General features: G+C 72.5%; 16 protein-coding genes. 13 read left to right on the top strand and 3 right to left on the bottom strand.

What is annotated here, in order from left to right; genetic code table 11:
* Nucleotides 1–50 precede the first annotated feature (50 nt).
* Nucleotides 51–2078: an alpha-1,4-glucan--maltose-1-phosphate maltosyltransferase gene (locus BJ981_RS17370; protein ID WP_184612371.1), complete on the bottom strand. Its 2028-nt coding sequence runs from the start codon at nt 2076–2078 to the stop codon at nt 51–53.
* A gap of 427 nt (nt 2079–2505) precedes the next feature.
* Here BJ981_RS17370 and glgP point away from each other — a divergent pair, with 427 nt between their 5' ends.
* Together glgP and BJ981_RS17380 are read left to right on the top strand one after the other, a co-directional pair.
* Nucleotides 2506–5109 (top strand): alpha-glucan family phosphorylase, encoded by a 2604-nt coding sequence (gene glgP, locus BJ981_RS17375; protein WP_184612372.1) that lies wholly within the window; start codon nt 2506–2508, stop codon nt 5107–5109.
* A gap of 164 nt (nt 5110–5273) precedes the next feature.
* Entirely contained in the window at nt 5274–6047 is a 774-nt protein-coding gene (locus BJ981_RS17380; RefSeq protein ID WP_184612373.1) for an enoyl-CoA hydratase/isomerase family protein, read from the top strand.
* A 268-nt stretch (nt 6048–6315) separates the two neighbouring features.
* Here the strand turns inward: BJ981_RS17380 and BJ981_RS17385 are convergent, their stop codons facing one another.
* Entirely contained in the window at nt 6316–6870 is a 555-nt protein-coding gene (locus tag BJ981_RS17385; RefSeq protein WP_184612374.1) for an ArsR family transcriptional regulator, read from the bottom strand.
* A 299-nt stretch (nt 6871–7169) separates the two neighbouring features.
* Here BJ981_RS17385 and BJ981_RS17390 point away from each other — a divergent pair, with 299 nt between their 5' ends.
* From BJ981_RS17390 to BJ981_RS17440, 11 genes are all read left to right on the top strand, one after another.
* Complete coding sequence (locus tag BJ981_RS17390; RefSeq protein ID WP_239139201.1) at nt 7170–7484, top strand: hypothetical protein; 315 nt, start codon at nt 7170–7172, stop codon at nt 7482–7484.
* Nucleotides 7485–7574: 90 nt separating this feature from the next.
* Complete coding sequence (locus tag BJ981_RS17395) at nt 7575–8729, top strand: DUF6395 domain-containing protein (protein ID WP_239139202.1); 1155 nt, start codon at nt 7575–7577, stop codon at nt 8727–8729.
* Nucleotides 8730–8737: 8 nt separating this feature from the next.
* Nucleotides 8738–9568: a M55 family metallopeptidase gene (locus tag BJ981_RS17400; RefSeq protein ID WP_239139203.1), complete on the top strand. Its 831-nt coding sequence runs from the start codon at nt 8738–8740 to the stop codon at nt 9566–9568.
* Between the two features lie 4 nt (nt 9569–9572).
* Nucleotides 9573–11285 (top strand): flavin monoamine oxidase family protein, encoded by a 1713-nt coding sequence (locus BJ981_RS17405; protein ID WP_184612378.1) that lies wholly within the window; start codon nt 9573–9575, stop codon nt 11283–11285.
* Between the two features lie 9 nt (nt 11286–11294).
* Complete coding sequence (locus BJ981_RS17410) at nt 11295–11813, top strand: YbaK/EbsC family protein (RefSeq protein WP_221315158.1); 519 nt, start codon at nt 11295–11297, stop codon at nt 11811–11813.
* Between the two features lie 395 nt (nt 11814–12208).
* A complete protein-coding gene (locus tag BJ981_RS17415) occupies nt 12209–14716 on the top strand; it encodes a serine/threonine-protein kinase (protein ID WP_184612380.1) in 2508 nt (835 codons plus the stop codon).
* Nucleotides 14717–14723: 7 nt separating this feature from the next.
* Nucleotides 14724–16844: a serine/threonine-protein kinase gene (locus BJ981_RS17420; protein ID WP_184612381.1), complete on the top strand. Its 2121-nt coding sequence runs from the start codon at nt 14724–14726 to the stop codon at nt 16842–16844.
* A gap of 89 nt (nt 16845–16933) precedes the next feature.
* The gene (locus tag BJ981_RS17425; RefSeq protein ID WP_184612382.1) at nt 16934–18157 is read left to right on the top strand and encodes a serine/threonine-protein kinase; all 1224 of its coding nucleotides are present in this window, start codon (nt 16934–16936) and stop codon (nt 18155–18157) included.
* Nucleotides 18158–18485: 328 nt separating this feature from the next.
* The gene (locus tag BJ981_RS17430) at nt 18486–19265 is read left to right on the top strand and encodes an electron transfer flavoprotein subunit beta/FixA family protein (protein WP_184612383.1); all 780 of its coding nucleotides are present in this window, start codon (nt 18486–18488) and stop codon (nt 19263–19265) included.
* Between the two features lie 10 nt (nt 19266–19275).
* On the top strand, nt 19276–20229 hold the full coding sequence (locus BJ981_RS17435) for an electron transfer flavoprotein subunit alpha/FixB family protein (protein WP_184612384.1): 954 nt from the start codon (nt 19276–19278) through the stop codon (nt 20227–20229).
* A 200-nt stretch (nt 20230–20429) separates the two neighbouring features.
* Nucleotides 20430–21194 carry an SDR family NAD(P)-dependent oxidoreductase gene (locus tag BJ981_RS17440; RefSeq protein WP_184612385.1) on the top strand — a complete coding sequence of 255 codons (765 nt, stop codon included), beginning with the start codon at nt 20430–20432 and terminating at the stop codon, nt 21192–21194.
* Between the two features lie 45 nt (nt 21195–21239).
* Here the strand turns inward: BJ981_RS17440 and BJ981_RS17445 are convergent, their stop codons facing one another.
* Nucleotides 21240–22439 carry an MFS transporter gene (locus tag BJ981_RS17445; protein ID WP_184612386.1) on the bottom strand — a complete coding sequence of 400 codons (1200 nt, stop codon included), beginning with the start codon at nt 22437–22439 and terminating at the stop codon, nt 21240–21242.
* Between the last annotated feature and the right edge of the window lie 25 nt (nt 22440–22464).

Below are 22464 nucleotides of genomic sequence, written 5' to 3' on the forward strand. Positions count from 1 at the left end.
GTGGACTCCCCGCTGTGCTTATGCGCGCGTACGCCGACGCGGCCGGGCGTCTATGACCGGCCGGCCGGCGTCGCTCGCAGTGTGAGGACGTGGGCTGGGTTGATATGTGGATCGAGGCGCACGTAGTTGGCATGCCGCCATTGGTACGACTCGCCCGAGAGCTCGTCGTCCACGATGAACTCCGCACCCCAATCGAGGCCGAGGCCCGGCATGTCCAGGGTGACCGTCGCCTCGTGCGTGTTGTGCGGATCCAGATTGACGACGACCAGGACCACATCGCCCAGACCGTGCCGTCGTGTGGACGGGTCGTAGGCGCCGGGCAGCCGCTTGGAGAAGCAGATCATGTCCGGGTGGTCGACGCTGTGGAACCGTAGGTTACGCAGTTCCTGGACCGCTGGGTGTGCTCTTCTGAACAAATTGAGGGTCGTGATGAACGGCGCGAGGCTGCGGCCGTCGCGTTCCGCGCCCGCCCAGTCACGAGGCCGCAGCTCGTACTTCTCGCTGTTCAGGTACTCCTCGCTGCCCGGACGCACCGGGGTGCCCTCGGCGAGCTCGTAGCCCGCGTACATGCCCCACGAGGGGGACGCCAGGGCGGCGAGGACGGCCCTGATCTTGAAGGCGGGCACGCCTCCGGTCTGGAGGTATTCGTGCAGGATATCCGGGGTGTTCACGAAGAAGTTCGGCCGCAGGTAGTGGCTCGTCTCGTGGGACAGCTCGGAGAAGTAGCTCTCCAGCTCCCCGGCGGTGGTCCGCCACGTGAAGTAGGTGTAGGACTGGTGGAAACCGATCTTGGCGAGGGCGCGCAGCATCGGCGGCCTGGTGAACGCCTCCGACAGGAAAACCACGTCGGGGTCGGTGGTGTAGATCTCGCCGAGCAGCCGCTCCCAGAACTCCACCGGCTTGGTGTGCGGGTTGTCGACGCGGAAGATGCGCACGCCGTGGTCCATCCAGTGGCGCACGACCCGCAGGACCTCGGCGTAGATGCCCTCGGGGTCCTTGTCGAAGTTCAGCGGGTAGATGTCCTGGTACTTCTTCGGAGGGTTCTCGGCGTAGGCGATCGACCCGTCGGCGCGGATCGTGAACCACTCCGGGTGCTCCTTGACCCACGGGTGGTCGGGGGAGCACTGCAGCGCCAGGTCGAGAGCGACCTCCAGGCCGAGGTCCCCGGCCCGCTTCACGAAGGCGTCGAAGTCCTCCATGGTGCCGAGGTCGGGGTGGATCGCGTCGTGGCCGCCCTCCGCGGCGCCGATCGCCCACGGGGAGCCCACGTCGTACGGCTCGGGGTGCAGGGTGTTGTTGCGGCCCTTGCGGTAGGCGTCGCCGATGGGGTGGACGGGCGGCAGGTAGACGACGTCGAAGCCCATGGCGGCGACGGCCGGCAGCCGTTCGGCGGCCGTCCGGAAATTTCCGGACTTGGGGGGGACGTCCTCCGCGATCACCGCGCCCTCGGAGCGAGGGAACAGCTCGTACCACGAGCCGAACAGCGCGCGGCGGCGGTCGACCCGGATCCGGTACCGCGGCCCCCGCGTGACCAGGTCGCGCAGGGGATGGGCGGCCAGGGCGCTCGCGACGTCCGGGAGCTGCGCGTACGACAGACGGGCCCGCGGGTCGAGCTCGTCGTCGCGCAGGCGGTCCGCCACCTCCTGCAGCACGGCGCGGTGGGCGCAGTCCTCGCACCCCGCCTGCCGGACGCCCTTCGCGGCCCGCTCGAAGATGCGGGCCCCCTCCTCGCACATCAAATCGACGTCGATGCCTCGGGGGATCTTGATGCCCGCGTCGTGCAGCCAGGTGGCGACCGGGTCGCTCCAGGCCTCCACGCGGAACTGCCAGGTGCCCTCCGTGGGCAGCGTCACCTCCACCGACCACCGGTCGGTGCCCGGCGCGCCTTCCCGCATCAGCAGGAGCGGCCTTCGAGCGCCGTCCGGGTCGAAGAGCACGACGCCGGCCGCCACCGCGTCGTGTCCCTCGCGGAACACGGTGGCGCTTATCTCGAAAGTCTCGCCCGCCGCGGATTTCGCGGGCCACCGCCCGCAATCGACGACTGGGTGAATGTCCTGTATTGGGATTCGTCCGATCATCGCGTCTCAAGGTAGCGGCGACGCACCGGGCGTCACCGGGAATTGTGAGGGCAAGGATTGATCTTTGCTTCAGGTAGGTTCCCGGCACGGGGCCTGGGATGTGCGGGCATGGTCGGCTCCGGCCGGGAGTGACCGTGTCATCCCGAGTCCGGAGAGGTTGCGGTGAGGCTCTTACATGGGACTGCCCCCATAGTCCATCCTCAAGCATGCCCCGGGGAAGTTACGGGCCCACGGCGCGCCTTTTCTCCATCATGTTGCCGGTGTGCGCGACAGTCGTACATGATCGAGTTGAGATCACTGTGCCGCGTCGGCTTTAGTGAGGTTTGAGCATGTTGGCTAGTGGTGAGAGCGAATCGCAGTACATCTGGCAGACGCAAAGAGCGTTTCGGTCGCGCGTCGTGGCGCTGAGTAACTAGGGTCTGGCCCCGTGAGAGCAATCCGCAGATTCACCGTCCGTACCGTCCTTCCCGCAGAGCTGGCCGCCCTGGGCGAGCTGGTCCACAACCTGCGCTGGTCCTGGCATCCCGAGACCTTGGACCTATTCGCGGAGGTGGACCCAGCCACCTGGGAACGGGTCGGGCACGACCCGGTCGCCCTTCTGGGAGCGGTGGAAGCCGACAGGCTCGCCGAGCTTGCACGTGATCGCAGATTCCTCCGCAGGCTGGCCGACGCCGCCGACGATCTGCGTGAGTACATGACCGCCCCGCGCTGGTACCAGACGCTGCCGGACGCCCCCGCCGCCATCGGCTACTTCTCGCCCGAGTACGGCATCGCGGCGGCGCTCCCGCAGTACTCCGGCGGCCTCGGCATCCTCGCCGGCGACCACCTGAAGGCCGCCAGCGACCTCGGCGTGCCCATCCTCGGCGTCGGGCTCCTCTACCGGCACGGCTACTTCACCCAGTCCCTCTCGCCCGAGGGCTGGCAGCAGGAGCACTACCCGAGCCTCGACCCCGGCGGCCTGCCCCTGACCCTCCTGAAGGAGGCCGACGGCACGCCCGCCCGCGTCGCCATCCCGCTGCCCGGGGACCGCACGCTGCACGCCCAGATCTGGGTCGCCCAGGTCGGCCGGGTCCCGCTGCTCCTCCTCGACTCCGACGTCGCCGAGAACGACAACGCCGCCCGCGACGTCACCGACCGGCTGTACGGCGGGGGCACCGACCACCGCCTCATGCAGGAGCTGCTGCTCGGCATCGGCGGCGTGCGCGCCCTGCGCGCCTACTGCCGGATCACCGGGCACCCCGAGCCCGAGGTCTTCCACACCAACGAGGGCCACGCGGGCTTCCTCGGCCTGGAGCGCATCCGCGAGCTCACCGAGCACAGGCTCTCCTTCGACGAGGCGTTGGAGGCCGTGCGCGCCGGCACGGTGTTCACCACCCACACGCCGGTCCCCGCGGGCATCGACCGCTTCCCCACCGAGATGATCGAGCGGCAGTTCGGCGGCGCCAACGCCTGGCCGACGGTCCCGGTGGAGCGCATCCTCGCGCTCGGCGCCGAGCCGGGCACGCCCGAGCCCGCCGGCGAGGGCTCCCTGTTCAACATGGCCGTCATGGGCATGCGGCTCGCGCAGCGGGTCAACGGCGTGTCCGAGCTGCACGGCGAGGTCAGCCGCGAGATGTTCCAGGGCCTGTGGCCGGGCTTCGACCTCGACGACGTCCCGATCGGCTCGATCACCAACGGCGTGCACGCCCCCACCTGGGTGGCCCGCGAGGTCATGGAACTGGCGGGCGAGGAACTGCCGTCCCTGATCGATGAGGCCCAGGGCTGGGCGGGCGTCCAGAAGCTCTCCGACGAGGACATCTGGGGCATCCGCGGCAGGCTGCGGGCCCGGCTGGTCGGGGCGGCACGTGAGCGGCTGCGGTCCTCGTGGCGGGCGCGCGGCGCCTCCAGCGCCGAGCTGGGCTGGATCGACGAGGCCCTGTCGCCGGACGTGCTGACCATCGGCTTCGCCCGCCGCGTGCCGTCCTACAAGCGGCTCACGCTCATGCTCAAGGACCCCGACCGGCTCAAGCACCTGCTGCTCGACCCGGAGCGGCCCGTCCAGATCGTCATCGCGGGCAAGGCCCACCCGGCCGACGAGGGCGGCAAGAAGCTGATCCAGCAGATCGTCAGGTTCGCCGACCGCGAGGACGTCCGGCACCGCATCGTCTTCCTGCCCGACTACGACATGAACCTCGGACGGCTCATGGTGCAGGGCTGCGACGTGTGGATGAACAACCCGCTGCGCCCGCTGGAGGCGTGCGGCACCTCCGGCATGAAGGCCGCGCTCAACGGCGGGCTGAATCTGTCCATCAAGGACGGCTGGTGGGACGAGTGGTACGACGGTGACAACGGCTGGGCGGTCCCGACCGCCGACGGCGTCGAGGACGCCGACCGCCGTGACGAGCTGGAGGCGTCCGCGCTCTACGACCTGATCGAGCGCGAGGTCGCCGCCCGCTTCTACGACCGCTCCGGCGACGGGTACCCGCGCCGCTGGCTGGAGATGGTCAAGCACACCTTCAGCTCCCTCGGCCCGAAGGTCCTCGCCGGGCGCATGCTCCGCGACTACGTGGTGGACCTGTACGCCCCGGCGGCCACGTCGGCCCGCGAGCTGTCCAAGGCCGACCACGTCCGGGCCCGCGAGTTCGCGGCGTGGAAGCTGCGCGTCAGCCGCGCCTGGCCCGGCGTCCGCGTGGAGCACGTCGAGACCTCCGGCATCGGGGCCACCCCGCAGCTCGGCGCGGCCATGGAGGTCCGCGCCACCGTCGCGCTCGGCGAGCTGCCGCCCGACGACGTGTCGGTGCAGGCCGCGTACGGCAAGGTCGGCGGGCACGACGAGCTGATCAAGCCCTCCTACGTCACCCTGTCGGTCGACTCGGTGGGCGACGACGGCAAGGCCACCTACACGGGCGTCGTCCCGCTGGACCGCACGGGCGCGTTCGGCTATACGGTCCGCGTGGTGCCCGCCCACGTCCTGATGTCCTCCCCGGCGGAACTCGGCCTGGTCACCGCCCCCGAGGAGCCCGTCGGCATGACCAACGGCACCCTCCGCTGAGCCCTGCCCGTTTCGTTCGAGCGAGAGGGCAGGGAAGCCGCACATCCACGACGCCCCCGGGGGACGGCCAAGGTCATCCCCCGGGGGCGTCGTCGATCGCCGCGCCCGTATCGTGGTGGTGCCGTGCCGCCGGGGCGCGGGGTCGTACCACCGAGGAGGGCGTCATGGGAGAGTTCGTACGCGTCGAGTCCGCCGGCGGCATCGCGACCATCCGGCTCGACCGGCCGAAGATGAACGCCATCAACATCCAGATGCAGGCCGAGCTCGGCGACGCCGCCCGTCAGGTGGACGCCGACCCCGGCATCCGCGCCGTCGTCATCTACGGCGGGGAGCGGTCGTTCGCGGCCGGTGTGGACATCAAGGAGATGGCCCACATGGGGTACGCCGAGATGTCCGCCCATTCCGGCGGCCTCCAGGCGTGCTTCACCGCCGTCGCCAAGATCGGCAAGCCCGTCATCGCGGCCGTCACGGGGTACGCCCTGGGCGGCGGCTGCGAGCTGGCCCTGTGCGCCGACTTCCGCGTCGCCGGAGAGGGCGCCAAGCTCGGCCAGCCCGAGATCGCCCTCGGCATCATCCCCGGCGCCGGCGGCACCCAGCGCCTGCCCCGCCTGATCGGCCCCGCCCGCGCCAAGGACCTCGTCTTCACCGGCCGCCACGTCGACGCCGCCGAGTCCCTCGCCATCGGCCTGGTCGACAAGGTCGTCCCCGACGCCGACGTCTACACCGCGTCCCTCGCCCTGGCCGAGCGCTTCGCCGACGCCCCGCCCCTGGCCCTCCGCGCCGCCAAGCAGGCCATCGACCACGGCCTCGAAACCGACCTCGACACCGGCCTCGAAATAGAACGCCTCCACTTCTCCGCCCTCTTCGCCACCGAAGACGCCCACACCGGCCTGAAGGCTTTCACCGAAAAAACCAAGCCCACTTTCACCGGCCGCTGACCGGAGCCCCCACCGTCTAGGAACCGGAGTATCCACCGTCCAGGAAAAGGTCCTCGCCTCCGGCTCGGGCTGCTTTCCCAGGGGGCTCCCGCCCCCTTCGACCCCCAGCGTGCGGGCCGCCACGATCGTGACGGCCCTTTCCTGGTCGCGGAGGATGCTCCCTCCTCTGGACGGCGTGTGAGGAGACCAGCGGGTGGAAGCGGCCATGTCGCGAGCTAAAGGCACCCGCTGGAGTTCGCGGTCTGAGATGAGGCGCTGGATGACTTCTTCACCCAGGGTCCACCGCACTGGAGTCGTCCCCTCTTGGAGAATGTGTGATCTCGAACATGCGGGATCCCTTGATCTGTCGGACCAGCCCGTCCTGGCCGGACTCCCACGCGGACACGCTGCGTATCACGGGATCGACGGAAAGTCCTATGCGCTGCTCGGCGCGTTCGGCGGAGTCGTACACGTCCCCCCGGGAAGGGCAGCCGATGACGAGCAGGTCGACGTCGCGAGGCTGGGGACCGGGCTCGCCATGGTATCTGGCCGCCCAGGAACCGAAGATCACCAGTTCGCGAATGCCCGCGATGCCGGCGAACTGCTCGCCGATGATGGCAGGGGCGCCGAACGAGACGGCGAGGAGCTGGGTCAGGGGTCGATAACTGGCCGCCTCGGTGTTGGCCTGGAGCAGTCGCGTCCGTCCGATCCTTCGTTCCCGCAGCAGTCCGGCCCCTACCAGCCGATCGGCTTCACGCTGCGTCGTGCTGACGGGATGGGCGAGAGCCGCGGCGAACTCGCTGATCGAGAACTCCCGGTCGGCCGCGAGATACAGGCGCGCCAAGAGGTCCGCCTGCAACCGAGACCGGAAGATCGGCAAGAGGCCCGGAGCTGAAGTTCCCACATTGCCGAGGATGACTTGCGAAAGGTGGGAACGAGCGGGGTGTGCCGGGCTTACCTGGGAGACGGTCGTATCAAGTGCAGGCGGGCCTGGCCGGGAAGTCGTGCCCGACTGAGGTTTGAGTGGTTCGGGTAGATCATGGTTTGGCGCTAGGGTTGCCGGTCATGGCGGGGTTTGGGTTGCGGGCTTTGGTGCCTTCCGGGGTGTGGCGCGCTGTGCTCCGGCGGTTCGATGGGCGGTACGTGACCAGGGCCGATCACCGGCAGGACGTCAAGGACGCCCTGTGGGAGGTGCAGGCGCTCAAGCGTGAGCTGGGCGAGTTGCGCCGGGAGGTCGGGCAGCTGCGCAAGCGCGTGGAGAGTGCGGCGGCGCCGGTCAAGGCCGCCGATCCCGTGCTCGGGGCCAAGGTCGTGGAGACCCATCGGCTCGCCACCGAGACCGCCTCGGCCGTCGATCATCTGCTGCAGGCCGACGTGCTGCTCTGGCAGGCCGTCGAGGAGATCCGCGAGGGCGACCGGCCGGCCACGGATGGACCCGCGCCGCGCGGGGACGCGTGAGGCGGCGTCATGAGGGTCGCGTGGGCCGCTGAAGGTGGGGAGTGGCGGCTGCGGTTGCGACTGGGGGGCGGGGAAGGGCTCGTCGGGAGCGTGACCGATGGGCAGGAGGTCGAGTTGGCGACCGACTCCTGCCGGGTTCGTACGCCGCGGTCGGCCGATCCCGGGTCCGTGCATCCTGATCTGCTCGCGCTCGCCGCGTGGACGGTCGTCGCGCCCTGGGCCCGGGGGAGGATCGAGTTCGATCGGCCCGTGTCCGCGGGGTTCGCCGAGGCTTTGTACGGCGGATGGGGGATCGAGGTCGGACCGGTCGGCGCGCCTGGGGCCCGGCAGGGGAGCCGGCTGGCGATCTCCTACAGCGGTGGGGCGGATTCGGTGGCGGTGGCGGCGTTGCTGCCGGAGGCGCCGCTTGTTCACTTTCGACGGGTGAGCCATCCCCGGATTCCGAATCGCTGGACGCATTATCGGTCCGATGTGCTGGCCGGGTTGGCGGTCAAGACGGGGCGGGACGTCACCGTCGTGGAGTCGGATCTGGAGTTCCTGCTCAAGAGTCCTCGTCCCGGATATCCCGAGCACCACGCGGTGACGGTCGGCGCGCTGCTGTCGGCCGACGCGATGGATCTCGGGGGGATCGCGCTCGGGTACGAGATCGGGTCCCGGTGGCTGGGCGGGGGCCGGTACGTGCACCGCTACACGCCCGACAACCCGATGTGGTCGGGGCACGGTCCGTGGGGGCGGTTGTTCGCCGCCGCGGGGCTGCCGATCGTGTTGCCCGTGGCGGGGATCAGCGAGGCGATGACGATGCGGATCGCCCTGAACTCGGAACTCAAGGATCAGGTGCGGTGGTGCCTGCGCGGCGACATGAACGGCCCGTGCGGGCGGTGCGGGAAGTGCCTGTACAAGGAGTTGATCCAGGCGGCGATCGAGCGGCGGCCGATGCGGACCGCGATCACCGCCGACCGTCCGGTGGCGCGCAAGTGGCAGCAGCCCCCGCCGTACGGCGGCCAGGAGATGATCGAGTACGGCTGCGCGCACGTCCCCGGGATCGAGGGCACGCCGTTCGCCAGGGCCGCCGAGTACCTTCAGGCGACGCGGGAGTCCACGGCGTGGCTGGAGCGGTGCTACCCTCCGGCCGTCGAGGAGGTGCCGGAACCGTGGCGGAAGACCATCGAGGCGATCATGGTCCGGGATTTCGGCTATATGGGCACTGACGACATCGAAAGGGTGGAAAACTGGGGACGGCGATGAAGGTTTATGTGTCGGTCGATATGGAGGGCGTGACCGGGCTCACCGACCCGGAGGAGATGCACGCCGGTGGCCGCGGCTACGAGCGCGGCTGCGAGCTCATGACCGCCGACGCCAACGCCGTCATCGCCGGGGCCTGCGAGGCGGGCGCGACGTCGGTGGTCGTCAACGACGCCCACGGCTCCACCAAGAACCTCCGGATCGACCTGCTCGACCCGCGCGCGTCCCTGATCCGCGGTCCAGGAAAGCCGATGCGCATGGGCCAGGGCCTGGACGGTGACTGCCAGGCCGCGATCTTCGCCGGGTACCACGCCCGCGCGGGCGTCCAGCACGGCGTGCTCAACCACACCTGGATGGGCAAGGAGATCCTGAACGTCTACCTCAACGGCGAGGTGTGCGGCGAGACCGCGCTGGTGGCCGGGTACGCCGGCTTCCTCGGCGTGCCGGTGGCGCTGGTGACCGGCGACGAGGCCGTGTGCGAGGAGGCCCGCGCGCTGCTCGGGGACGTCGAGACCGTCGCGGTCAAGAAGGGCATCGACCGGTTCTCCGCCGAGCTGCTCACGCCGAGCGCCGCGCACACCCTCATCCGCGAGGGCGCGGCCCGCGCGCTGAGCCGCCTGAGCGACTTCCGCCCGTACGTCGTCCCCGCGCCGTTCACGCTCGGCGTGGAATGGAACTCGACGGCCATCGCCGCCGGGTGTTCGCTGGTCCCCGGCACGCGGCAGGCCGGCCCCCGGCACACCGAGTTCACCACCGAGGACTTCCGCGACATCATGGCGCTGCTCGGCCTGTTCGCGACGATCGCCGGCCGGGTGGCCTGCGACAGCGGGCGGTACGGCTGACCCCATGGAGGAGAGCGAAGGGTTACCGCGCCGCGCCGCGGACGGTCTGACGCGGCGTGCCCTGCTCGTCGGCATCGGCGCGGCGGGCGGCGCGGGCGCGATGTACGCGGCGATGGGCGTGCTCGGCCTCGCGCCGTCGGAGACCACGACCCCGGTGCCCGCGACGGGCGGCGCGTCCGCGCCGACGCCGTACGTGCCGCCGCAGCGGTCGGACTTCGCGCTGCGCGGCGGGCGTCCGGCGACGGTGCTCGTGCTGGGCGCGGGGGTGGCGGGGCTGGCGTGCGCGTACGAGCTCGGCAAGGCTGGATACCACTGCACGGTCCTGGAGGCGCGGGACGGGATCGGCGGGCGCAGCCTCACCCTGCGCGGCGGGGACACCCTGAGCGAACTGGCCGCGAACCCGGCCCAGCAGGCGGTGAGCGGTCTGGATGGACGGCCCGCGGCGGGCGGGGCGAGCGCCGCGGCACCGACGGCGCCCGGCGCGCTGGGCGAGACGCAGCGGGTGGGCTTCGGCGCGGGGACGTACTTCAACGCGGGCCCGGCCCGTATCGCGCAGTGGATGGTGACGCTCGACTACTGCCGCGAGCTGGGCGTGCCCCTGGAGGTGTTCGTCAACACCAACGCCTCCGCCTATCTCCTCACCGAGGGGATGCGGCGGCCGGTGCGCGTCCGCACGGCCCGTGCCGACGCCTACGGATACATCTCCGAGCTGCTGGCCAAGGCCACCGACGCCGGAGCGCTCGACGCCCGGCTCACCCAGGCCGACAAAGAGGGCCTGCTGGACTTCCTCTCCCACTTCGGCGACATCGGCCCCGAGCACGAGTACACCGGGGGCGAGCGCCGGGGGTTCCGCGTCGATCCGGGGGTGCGGCCGGGCGCCGATCTCGGGACGCCGCCCCCGCTGACCCGGCTGCTCAGCGAGCGCCTCGGCCGGGTGCTCACCATGGACGCGGGCTACGACCAGGCGATGCCGATGTTCCAGCCGGTCGGCGGCATGGACGCGATCGTGCGCGCGCTGGCGGCCCGCGTCGGGGAGGGCCGCGTCAGGACCGGCGCCCGCGTCACGCGGATCATGAACAGGCCGGACGGCGTGGAGGTGACGATCGAGGGCGCCGGCGTCCTGCGGGCGGACTACTGCGTCGCTACCCTGCCCCCGCACGTCATGGCGAGGATCTCCGGCAACCTCGGGGCCGACGTCGTCGCCGCGCTGGCCACGCCGGTGCCGATGTCGGCGGGCAAACTGGGGCTGGAGTACCGCCGGCGCTGGTGGGAGATCGAGGACCGCATCTACGGCGGCGCCACCGAGACCGACCTGGACATCGGGCACATCTGGTACCCGTCGTACGGGTTCCACGGCGAGCGGGGCCTGGTCGTCGGCTACTACAACACCGCCGTCGACGCCCAGACCTACGACGACCTGCCCCACGCCCGGCGGCTGCGGCAGGCGCTGGCCCAGGGGGCGAAGGTCCACGGCCCGGCGTACGCCAAGGGGATTCTGGCCTCGGTGTCGATCGCCTGGCGGCGCCAGCCGCACATCGAGGGCGCGTGGGTGAGCTGGCCGTCGAGGAACGGCTTCTCGCTGCTCCAGCGCCCGGCCGGGCGGGTCTACTTCGCCGGCGACTGGCTCACCCAGCTCATCGCGTGGCAGGCGGGCGCCTTCGAGTCCGCCCGTAAGGTGGTGACCGAGCTTCATCACCGCGTACTGAAGGAGGCATGACCCGTGAGGCTGGGCACGCTCGACTGGGTGCCGGCGAAGGACCGGCGCGACCTGCTCGCCGCGCCCGTGGCCCGCGCCGTGGACGCCCTGACCGAGGACGTCGTGGTGACGCCGATCGACCCCGAGCTGGCCGACACCGCGGCCTTCTGCGAGCGGTACGAGGTGGCGCTGGAGGACTCGGCGAACTGCGTGATCGTGGCGGCCAAGCGGGGAGGCGAGACCCGGTACGCGGCCGTCATGGTGCTGGCCACCATGCGGGCCGACGTGAACGGGGTGATCCGCCGCCATCTGGACGCGCGCAAGACCTCCTTCGCCCCGCAGGAGGACGCCGTCGAGATGTCGGGCATGGAGTTCGGCGGCATCACGCCGCTCGGGCTGCCCGACGACTGGCCCGTGCTGGTGGACTCCGAGGTCGCGCGGCGGCCGCTGGTGGTCATCGGCAGCGGGATCCGCGGCTCGAAGCTGGCGCTCGCGGGGGAGGCCCTGACGCGGCTGAAGACCGCGGAGGTTCTGTCCCTCGCCAGGTAGAAGGACATCGCGGCGAGTTTTTTCCGGTTCCGGGAAACCGTTGGCACCGGTTGGGCCGTTGTATTACCGGGAATGTGGCCTCATGGTTCACTTATGTGTGGGGTTTAAGCCGGTATGGTGCTACGTGCCGTCAAGGACCACGGGCGTTCGTCCGTGGCGCACTCGCATGTCCACCGGAGGCTGGGAGGGCGAACCGGTGGCCGCCGTCAGGGGTGGGGCCGCCGATCGGCCGGTGACGTGGGGCGTCCGCGGGGGTGGCACGTGGTTCGGGCGGTGGGCCATGCCGTCGATCGCCGGCCGATGCTCTTGGGCATTGCGCTCGGTACACGAAATGTGACAATTGGAGCAAGGCGCTTTCCTCCGGACATGAATACCGGGGCACCGCCGGAGATCAGATGAAACATGACGACCGATTGGGCCCTTACCGGCTGCTCCGGCGGCTCGGCGAGGGCGGCATGGGCGTGGTGCACCTCGCACTCGACTCCCAGGGGCGGCAGGTCGCCGTCAAGGTGCTGCGCGCCGAGGTGACCCAGGACGACGTCGCGCGCCGCAGGCTCGCGCGCGAGGTCGAGACCATGCGGCGCGTGCGCAGCCGCAACATCGCCGAGGTGCTCGACGCCGACGTGACCGGCAGCCGTCCCTACATCGTGACCCGGTACGTGCCGGGAATGCCCCTGGACGACACGGTCAAACGTGACGGCGCCCTCGCGGTGGGCGCGCTGGTGCGGGTGGCGCACGGCGTGGCCGAGGCGCTGGCGGCCGTGCACGCGGCCGGGGTCATCCACCGCGACCTCAAGCCGGGCAACGTCCTGCTGCTGGACGGGGAACCCGTCCTCATCGACTTCGGCATCGCGCAGGCCGTCGACGCCACCCGGCTCACCCAGACCGGCATGTTCATCGGCACCCCCGGGTACCTCGCGCCGGAGATCATCGAGGGTCACGAGGCCGGGCCCGAGGTGGACGTGCACGCCTGGGCGGGCACCGTGCTCTACGCGGCGACGGGCCAGCCGCCCTTCGGCAAGGGCACGCTGGAGATGATCTTCTACAACATCACGGCGGGACGGGCCAACGTCGACGCCGCGCCCGCGCTGCTGCGCCCGCTGCTGCGCGCCGCCTTCCACCGCGACCCGGCCAAGCGTCCCACGGCGGCCCAGCTCGCCACCCAGCTCGTCCGGCTGGTCCCCCCGCGCGGGGGCCGCGCGAACGTCCCCGACGACATCATGACGGTCCCGGACATGGGGGAAGGCCAGCCCCACCTGGGCCCGCCCCCGGGCACCCGCCCGGTGCGCACGGGGCCGTCCCCCGCGGGCGGCCCCCTCACGAGCAACCCGGCCGCGGGCACTCCCGTCGCCGGTCCGTTGGGGACGGGGACTCCTGTCGCGGGTCCGTCGGGCGCGACTCCGCTCACGGGGCCCGCGGGCGTCCCGGTCGCGGGCTCGCCGGCCACCGGGCTCACCGGGTCGCCGGTCGCGGGCCCGCCCACGGGCCAGGGCCCCGCCGTGCCGCCGCGCACCGGACACTCCCTGCTGTCCGACACCGGACATTCCCTCCTGCCCGGCCCGGCCACCGGAGCCGCCGGCGTTCCCGCGTCCGGGCCCGGGGGGCCCAGGGAGGCCGTGGGGACGCAGGCGGGGGAGTACGTCTCGCTGCTCGGCGACGTGCCCCAGGGGGCCGGTCCCGGCGACCCGTGGCCGACGGTCCGGGTCACCGGCGAGGAACTGCGCGACGTGGGGCTGTCCCGCGAGGCGCCGACCGTACGCCCGGGCCCGGGCGTCGACGCCGCACGGGCCGCCGAGGGCGATCTGCCCACGCGCTTTGCGCCGCCCGCGCCGTCCCGCCCGTGGACCGAGGCCCGGCCCGGCTCCTACGACCAGGGCGAGGTGCCCACCCGCCGGGTGCGGCCCGGCGAGGTGGACGCGGCCGGGCACCGCTCCCCGCCGGGCGCCACGCCCGGCCAGGCGCCCCGGCACACCCCCGGCACCGCCTCCCCTCAGGCGCCCGGCTCCGCGTCCCCGCACGCCCCTGGTTCCGCGGGCTCGCACGCCTCCGGTTCCGCGTCCCCCCACGCTCCGGGCACCGGCGCGCAGCAGGGGTACGGCGTGCCGCGCGACCGGGCTACCGGGGCCGCTCCGGCGCAGGGGCGGCACGCCGCCGGTCAGCCGCCGAGGTCCTACCACCAGGCGCTGTTCGAGGCGTCGCCCGACATCTTCGAGAAGACGCCGCACGTCCGCCAGCAGCAGGTCCCGGCGTACCCCCCCACGGTGCGCCTGCCCTCGGACGCGCAGGATCTGGCCGCCGGGGCCCTGGCCTCCGGACCGGTGTACGGCGTGGCGAGCCTGTTCACGTTGCTCATCGTCATCGGCGCAGCCGTGGCGGCGCCCGTGATCGTCGCCGCGCTGGTGGTCGTGGCCGCCGTGCTGCTGCGCGCCGCCGACATCGCCCAGCCCGGCCTGAACGCCGCGCGCCCGCTCAAGGCGGCCGCGGGGGACGTGCTGCGCGTGCTCGGACGGCCGGGCGCGCTCGTCAAATCCGTCGGCCTCACCGTCGCGCTCCTGCCGTACGGTCTGATCCTCGGGGTGCCCGTCGCGCTCGTGCTGGCGTTCCTGGCCAGGTCCGTCCCGATGGGGACGGTCCTGAGCTGGGGGGTCGCGGTCAGCCTCGCGGTCGTCTGCGCCGGGCCCGGCGTGGTGGGTCCTGGCCGCCAGCTCACCAGGACGTTCGCCTCCGCTTCGCCCTCCAAGGGCGCGGCGGTCGCCGTAACCTGCGTGCTCGGGGTCCTGGCCGCCGGCGCGGCGCTGTATGCCGTCGTCTCGCTCGTCAGGCCGATCGGCGATGCAGTCTGGAGTCCAGTGGACATGAGCGAGTTGCTGGAGAGGCTCGGCGAGCTTCGAGGGAAGGCATGACGGGGGAATGACGAGCGAAACGGCGCGGGAGACGATGGAAAGACTCGGCCCTTACCGGCTGCTGCGCCGGCTCGGCGAGGGCGGCATGGGCATCGTCCACCTGAGCCTGGACGAGGAGGGCAGGCAGGTCGCGGTCAAGGTGCTGCACCCGCACGTGGCCGCCGACCTCAAGGCCCGCGACCGTCTGACCCGCGAGGTCGAGACCATGCGCCGGGTGCGCAGCCCGCGCGTGGCCGCGGTGCTCGACGCCGAGCTCGTCGGGCGCACTCCCTACATCGTGACCAGGTTCGCCCCGGGCCGCACGCTGGAGGAGACCGTGCTGACCGACGGGCCCCTGCCGGCGGCGGGGGTCGTACGGCTGGCGCGGGGGCTGTGCGAGGCGCTGATCGCGATCCACGCGGCGGACGTGATCCACCGGGACATCAAGCCCGCGAACGTCATGCTCGTGGACGGCGACCCGCTGGTGATCGACTTCGGCATCGCCCACCTGGTCAACGCGACGCGGCTGACCCAGACCGGCATGTTCGTCGGCACCCCGGGCTACCTGGCCCCCGAGATCATCAGGGACGAGGAGATCACGCAGGCGGCGGACGTGCACGCGCTGGCCGCCACGGTGTTCTTCGGCGCGACCGGCAAGCCGCCGTACGGCACGGGCTCGTTCGAGTCGGTCTGCTACAACATCATGGAGGGCCGGGCCAACATCGACCAGGCCCCGGTCTGGCTGCGCGGCTGGCTGCGCGCGGCGCTCGCGGTCGAGCCCGGCTCGCGTCCCGACGCCCGGCGCCTGCTGGCGATGAGCCGGTCGCTGGACCCGACCCTGACCGCGCTGCAGGAGACCCCGGCGCGCGGCGGCGACACCCGCAAGCTCGGCGGCTCGCCCGGCAACGGGCAGAGCGCGGGCCGGGTGCGCGGCGTCATGGCCCCGCCCGCTCCCGGCGCGGACGACCGCACGCGCGCCCTGGACGAGGGCGCTCCCGTCCTCGGCGACGGCACCCGTGTCCTGGACGACGGCACCCGTGTGCTCGGCGACGGCACCCGGGTGCTGAGCGACGGGACGCGCGTCCTGGACGAGGCCGCCGTGGAGGAGGGGCCGCGGACCACGCGGGAGAAGCTCGCCAAGGACGACAGCTTCTCCGACCTGCTTCCGCCGGTGCGCTACGCCGAGCCCGAGCGCCGGCGCGGCCGGGTGACGGCGTCCGCCTCCTCCCCGCCCGCCACCTCGCCGCCCCCCGCGCCGCCGCCCGCCTCCCCGGCCGCGTTCGCGCCGCCTCCGGCCTACCCGCCCGCCCCGTACGGCCCGCCGCCGTACCCGGACCAGCGGGTCGCCTACCCGCCGCCTCCGCCCGCGCCGGGCGCGACCCGGGGCTCGGCGCCGCCGCCGACCGCGCCCCGGCCGTACCAGCCCGAGCCCTACCGGCCCGATCCGCGTCGCGGCCCCGAGGGCGAGGCCAGGCCCGACCGTCCCCGCTACCGCGCCGGACACCCTGTGCTCGCCGCGGCGCTGCTGGTGGTCGCGGTCACCGGCGCGCGCCTGCTGCCCGTGCTGGTCGGCGTCTTCATGGTGGTCGTGGTGCTGTGCCTGCGCGTCGGCGAGAACCTGTGGGGAGACCTGGCCGAGCGCCGCTCGGTGCGGGGGAGCAGCGCGAGCGATCCTCTGCTGGCCGTGCTGGGCACCCCGTGGGCGCTGGTGAAGGCGACGCTGGCCACGATCGTGATCACGCCGCTGGCGGCGATGCTCGGCGTCTGCGTCTGGGGCGGGCTGCGCTTCCTCGGCGACATGAGCACCGATTCCGCGGCGGCCTGGGGGGCCTCGGCGTTCGTCGCCGGGCTGTTCCTGCTGCCCGGGGGGAGCAAGCCCCGCAAGGCGGTGGCCCGCACGCTGACCGCGGTGATCCGCAGCCCGGGGGCGGGCATGGTGGCGACGATCATCGTGGGCACCGTGGCGTTCTTCGCGGTGGTGACGGCCGTCTCCGCGGTGCCGTCGTGGGTGCCCTGGCGGCCGCCGTCGCAGGCCATCGCGTCGCTGAGCGCGTCGGCCCAGCACAGCGCGACGGGGCTGATCGGGGGCTTGGTCAAGAGCCTTTTGAAGGACCTGGGCCTTGGTTTTCTGGCGTTCTGGGGGAAATGACCCGGGAGGGTCATCGTTTCCTCCAGGGTGAGTGTGGAAATGAGGCTGCCGAAGGCACGATGTGAGCGGGGTGGGCCGGAAGGAGTCGCATGAGCGTGCCGGCGGCCGAGCAACTCGGCCCGTACCGTCTGCTGTCCCGGCTCGGGGCGGGCGGGTTCGGCGAGGTCCACCTGGCCCTCGACCCCGAGGGGCACACGGTGGCGGTGAAGGTCCTGCATCCGCACGTCGCCTCCGACGAGGTCGCGCTCGCCAGGCTCGGCCGCGAGGTCGAGACCATGCGGCTCGTGCGCGGCCCGCACATCGCCGAGGTGCTGGACGCCTCGATGTCCGGCCCCCGGCCCTACCTGGTCACCCGGTACGTCCAGGGCCGCGCGCTCGGCGCGGTCGTGGCGGCGGGCGGGCCGGTCAGAGGGGACGATCTGCAGCGGCTCGCCGCGGGGCTCGCCGAGGCCCTGGCGGCCGTCCACGCGGCGGGGGTGGTGCACCGCGACCTCAAGCCCGCGAACGTGATCATCGCGGACGGCGAGCCGCACGTCATCGACTTCGGCATCGCGTACGCGCTCGACTCGGCCTCGGTGACGGCGTCGGGCGCGGTGCTCGGCACCCCCGGCTATCTGGCCCCCGAGCTGCTGGAGGGCCGCGAGACGGGTCCGGCGGCCGACGTGTTCTCCTTCGGCGCCACGATGGCCTACGCCGCCTCGGGCCGCCAGCCGTACGGCACCGGGCCCGCGCCCGCGGTGGCCTACCGCGTCGTGCACGGCGAGCCGGACCTGGCCGACGTGCCGTCCTGGCTGGCCCCGCTGCTGGAGGAGTGCCTGCGCCCCGACCCCGCCGCGCGGCCCACCGCCCGCGACCTGTGCGCCCGGCTCGGCGCCCCGCTCCCGCAGGTCGTGGTGCCGCCGCCGCGCAGGAGCGTGCCCGGCGGCGAGCCTCCGACCGAGGAGTGGCGTCCCGCCGCCCGGCGCGGGGCCGCGGGCGCGGTGGACTCCGCGCACGCGCGGCAGCGCGAGAAGGTCAGGAAGCGCTGGGTGGTGGGCTCGGGCGTGGTGTCCGGCCTGGTGGCCGCGGCGGCGCACGGCTACGTCTCGGAGCTGTCGGTGCTGGTCCTCGCGGCGTACGGGGTCGGGGTGCTGGTGGACGCGGGGTTCGGCGTCGTGGCCAGGTCCAGGCCGCGCGTGGTGTTCGACCTGGTGGCCGGGGCGGGTACCGTCGGGCTGTACGCGCTGCTCACGGCCCTGTTCAGCCCGTTCACGCTGGTGCTCGCGCTCGGCACCGTGATGGTCGTGCTCGTGACGATCGCGTTCGCGAGCTGAGCACCCCTTCCGAGCAATGTTCTGGAATAAAGTTCGGTAGACTCGGGAAGGGATGTCCCGGGCTCCGTGGTGAGCCGCGCGACCGCCGGGGTCGCCGTCAGGTTACTAGCGGGTAACATGTAAAATAAAGTTGTGTGCAGGGGCGACTCGCCCTGTGGCACCCGCTGTCGTGGCGCTCCCGGGCCCATGACAGGCTGAAGGAGCCTCCGGTGCCGATCACCGGGGCGGTTCGTACGACGTGCGCGTGCCCCGCGCGCACGTGCCGAGGGAATCGACGCCATCCCAGCGATGCGGTGGCGCCAGCGAAACGGGAGGTCGGCCACCGGCCATGAACATCGTCGTCTGCGTGAAGCAGGTCCCCGACACGGCGACCGAGCGCAAGCTGAACGCCAAGGACAACACGCTCGACCGTGACGCCGCGGACGGCGTCATCAACGAGCTGTGCGAATACGCCGTCGAAGAGGCACTCAAGATCAAGGAAGCCCACGGCGGCGAGGTGACCGTGCTCACCATGGGGCCGGACAAGGCCACCGACACGATCCGCAAGGCGCTGGCCATGGGCGCGGACAAGGCCGTCCACCTCGTCGACGACGCCCTGCACGGCTCCGACGCCCTCTCCACCTCCTACGCGCTGGCCCAGACGCTGAAGAAGATCGGCTTCGACCTGGTCATCCTCGGCTCGGAGTCCACCGACGCGCGCACCGGCGTGCTCGCCGCCATGCTGGCCGAGCGCCTCGGCGCCCCGCAGCTCACGCTGGCCCGCAAGGTCGAGATCGACGGCTCCTCGATCACCATCGAGCGCCTCACCGACTACGGCTTCGACCGCGTGCAGGCCTCGCTGCCCGCCATCGTCTCCGTGGTCGAGAAGATCAACGAGCCGCGCTACCCGTCCTTCAAGGGCATCATGGCCGCCAAGAAGAAGCCGGTGCAGACGCTCGGCATCGCCGACGCCGAGATCGACGCCGCCCAGGTCGGCCTCTCCGGCGCCTGGAGCGAGGTGGCCGACTTCGCCGTCGCGCCCCCGCGCGCGGCCGGCACCATCGTCAAGGACGAGGGGGACGGCGGCGCCAAGGCCGCCGAGTACCTCGCGTCGAAGAAGTTCATCTGAGAGGGCCCCGATGGCTGAGATCCTGGTTCTCGTCGAGCACGTCGACGGAGAGGTCAAGAAGGTCACCCTCGAACTGCTGACGCTGGCCCGCACGCTCGGCAGCCCGTCGGCGGTGTGGGCCGGTCCCGGCTACTCCGAGGCCGCCAAGGCGCGGCTGGCCGAGTACGGCGCCGACAAGATCTACGTGGCGGGCTCGCAGGACATCGCCGACCACGTCGTCGCGCCGAAGGCCGAGCTGCTCGCCCGGCTCGTCTCCTCCGCGTCCCCGGCGGCGGTCCTGGTGGCCGCGACCGCCGAGGGCAAGGAGGTCGCGGGACGCCTGGCGATCAAGACCGACTCCGGCGTCCTCACCGACGCGGTGGGCCTGAGCGACGCTCTCGTGGCCGAGCAGTCCATCTTCGGCGGCGGCGTCAACGTCAGGTCCAAGGTCGTCAAGGGCACGCCGATCGTCGCCGTGCGGCCGAACTCCACCGCGCCCGAGGCGTCGGCGGGGGCCGGGGCCGAGGAGCAGGTCGAGGTCGAGCTGTCGGACGCCGCCAAGGCCGCCCGGGTGGTGGAGCGCGTCGCCCAGGACAAGGGCGCGCGTCCCGAGCTGACCGAGGCCGCGATCGTCGTCTCCGGCGGGCGCGGCGTCGGCTCCGCGGAGAACTTCGCGATCATCGAGAAGCTGGCCGACGCGCTCGGCGCGGCCGTCGGCGCCTCGCGCGCCGCGACCGACGCCGGCTGGTACCCGCACCAGTTCCAGGTCGGGCAGACGGGCAAGACCGTGTCGCCGCAGCTCTACATCGCCGCGGGCATCTCCGGCGCCATCCAGCACCGGGCCGGCATGCAGACCGCCAAGACCATCGTGGCGATCAACAAGGACCCCGAGGCCCCGATCTTCGAGCTGGCCGACTACGGCATCGTGGGCGACCTGCACCAGATCGTCCCCCAGCTCACCGAAGAGGTCCAGAAGCGCAAGTAACCGCCGCCGCCCGCCCGGAACGGGAAGGGCGGGAAGGGCGCCATCCAACGCGGTTCCGAACGGCGCCGCACCCGATCACGTCACGGGTGCGGCGCCGTTCGCATGCCCGCCGGGACGGCGGGGGCGCTGCGGTCGTGGCGCGATTGACATCGTTAGCCGACTAGGGAATTCTGTTAGTCGGCTAACGAAAGGTGGGGGTCATGGACCTGGGACTGTTGGGAAAGACGGTGCTGGTCACCGGGGGGTCGCGGAACATCGGGCGGGCGATCGCGGCGGGGTTCGGCGCGGAGGGGGCGACGGTCGCCGTCGGCTACCACTCCGACGAGGCGGGGGCCGCGCGCACCGCCGAGCTGGTGGAGAAGCGCGGCGGGCGGGCGAGCACCGTGCGGATCGACCTCGGCGACCAGGCGTCCGTCGAGGCCGCGGCGGCCGAGGTCGTCGGGGCCTACGGCGGGGTGGACGTCCTGGTGAACAACGCGGTGGCCTGGCCCGGGTTCCCCGCGCCCGGCGAGGTGTTCGAGACCGCGCCGGTCGCGATGATGCGGGCCTCGCTGGAGGCCAACCTCCTCGGCCACTACGTGCTGTCCCGGACCGTCGTCGGGCCGATGCGCCGCAACGGCTGGGGCAGGATCGTCCACATCTCCACCGGCCTGGTGGAGGACGGCCGGCCGGGCAGCTCGTCGTACGTCACGCCGAAGTCCGGCCTGCACGGGCTGGCGCGGACGATGTCGCGCGAGCTGGCCGGCGCGGGAATCCTTACGAACGTGGTCATGTCCGGGTTCGTCGTCGACGAGCATGACATGCCAGAAGAGGTCATCGCCAAGGCCGCGGCCGCCGCCGCGACGAAGAGGACGACCACGGCCGCGGAGGTCGCCGCCGTGGTCGTCTTCCTCTGCTCGGCGGCCAACGGCGCGGTGACCGGCGAGCTCGTCCGGGCCGACGGCCACCTGCTCGCGCCGCTCTGACCGCCCCGGACGCGCGGGCGGTCGGAGCGGTCGGAGCGAGCGGGGTCAGGCGGCCAGCTTGACGGGTTCCGCGCGGCGCTCCGGGATCGGGGTGATCTCGGCCACGGCGGGACCGCGGGGCAGGAACCTGGCCGCCACCGCGATCAGCACGCCGAGCACGACCGCCACGCCGAGCGCGGTCCGCAGCGTCGCGGCGTGGCTCAGGAAGCCGATCACCACGGGTCCGAGGAGCAGGCCGGCGTACCCCATGGCGCCGGTCTGCGCGATCGCCGGGCCCGGCGTGGCGGTGGCGGAGCCCGCCAGTGAGATCGCCATCGGCGAGACGGTGGCGACGGCGACGCCGATGAGCAGCATGCCCGGCACGGCGACCAGCGCGGACGACGTGGCGATGACCAGTGCGAACGCCACGGCCGTGCCGAGCCCGGAGAGGATGATCAGGCGGCGCGTGCCGATGCGGAGGCGCAGCCGGTCGCCCGCGAGGCGGGCGGCCAGCATGCCGGCCTCGAAGATCGGATACCCCAGCGCGGCCACCGCCTCCGGCGCGCCCACCGTGTCCCGCAGGAACAGCCCGTTCCAGTCGGCGACGGCACCCTCGACCATGAACGCGCAGAACGCGATGACGCCGAGCAGGTACACGACCGGGGGAACCCTGCGCCGCGCGCGCTCGCCGGACGGGGTGTGGGCGGCGGGGTCGGGCAGGTAGCCCCTGCTGAGCAGGAACGCCATCGGCGCCGAGACCACGGCGACGGCCACGAGGTTGGCGGAGAAGGACACGCCCGTCGTGATGGCCACCGTGCCGAGCGCTCCCGCCGCCATGGCCCCCACGCACCACCCGGCGTGCATGCCGTTCATCAGCGGACGCCCGAACGCGCGCTCCACCGTCGAGCCCTGCGCGTTCATGGCGATGTCCACCGCGCCGAACGCCATGCCGAACACCGCCGCCGCGGCGATCAGCCACGGCACCGAGGGGGCGAACGCGACGCCCGCCAGGGACGCCGCGGTCAGCGGGGCCCCGACGCGCAGGACCGCGCGGCTGCCGGCCCGTGCCATCACGCCGCGCATCGCCTGCATCGTCACGAGCGCCCCGACCCCCCACGCGAGGAGCACGACGCCCACCGACGCCTCGGACATGCCGAGTTTGTCGGACAGCGCCGGGATGCGGACGGTGAACGTCCCGCACATCAGGCCGGCCAGGACGAAGGTGAGGAGCGCCCGGTTGCGGGCGACCCTCAGGTCGCGCGTCATCACAAGTTCCTTTCAACAGTGGTTC

The organism is Sphaerisporangium krabiense, assembly GCF_014200435.1.
GTDB classification, from domain to species: domain Bacteria; phylum Actinomycetota; class Actinomycetes; order Streptosporangiales; family Streptosporangiaceae; genus Sphaerisporangium; species Sphaerisporangium krabiense.

Excerpts from the sequence above, each read along its gene's own strand:
- BJ981_RS17370 (WP_184612371.1), bottom strand. The coding sequence starts at position 2,078 with ATGATCGGACGAATCCCAATACAGGACATTCACCCAGTCGTCGATTGC.
- BJ981_RS17380 (WP_184612373.1), top strand. The coding sequence starts at position 5,274 with ATGGGAGAGTTCGTACGCGTCGAGTCCGCCGGCGGCATCGCGACCATC.
- BJ981_RS17405 (WP_184612378.1), top strand. The coding sequence starts at position 9,573 with ATGGAGGAGAGCGAAGGGTTACCGCGCCGCGCCGCGGACGGTCTGACG.
- BJ981_RS17415 (WP_184612380.1), top strand. The coding sequence starts at position 12,209 with ATGAAACATGACGACCGATTGGGCCCTTACCGGCTGCTCCGGCGGCTC.
- BJ981_RS17420 (WP_184612381.1), top strand. The coding sequence starts at position 14,724 with ATGACGAGCGAAACGGCGCGGGAGACGATGGAAAGACTCGGCCCTTAC.
- BJ981_RS17425 (WP_184612382.1), top strand. The coding sequence starts at position 16,934 with ATGAGCGTGCCGGCGGCCGAGCAACTCGGCCCGTACCGTCTGCTGTCC.
- BJ981_RS17430 (WP_184612383.1), top strand. The coding sequence starts at position 18,486 with ATGAACATCGTCGTCTGCGTGAAGCAGGTCCCCGACACGGCGACCGAG.
- BJ981_RS17435 (WP_184612384.1), top strand. The coding sequence starts at position 19,276 with ATGGCTGAGATCCTGGTTCTCGTCGAGCACGTCGACGGAGAGGTCAAG.
- BJ981_RS17440 (WP_184612385.1), top strand. The coding sequence starts at position 20,430 with ATGGACCTGGGACTGTTGGGAAAGACGGTGCTGGTCACCGGGGGGTCG.
- BJ981_RS17445 (WP_184612386.1), bottom strand. The coding sequence starts at position 22,439 with ATGACGCGCGACCTGAGGGTCGCCCGCAACCGGGCGCTCCTCACCTTC.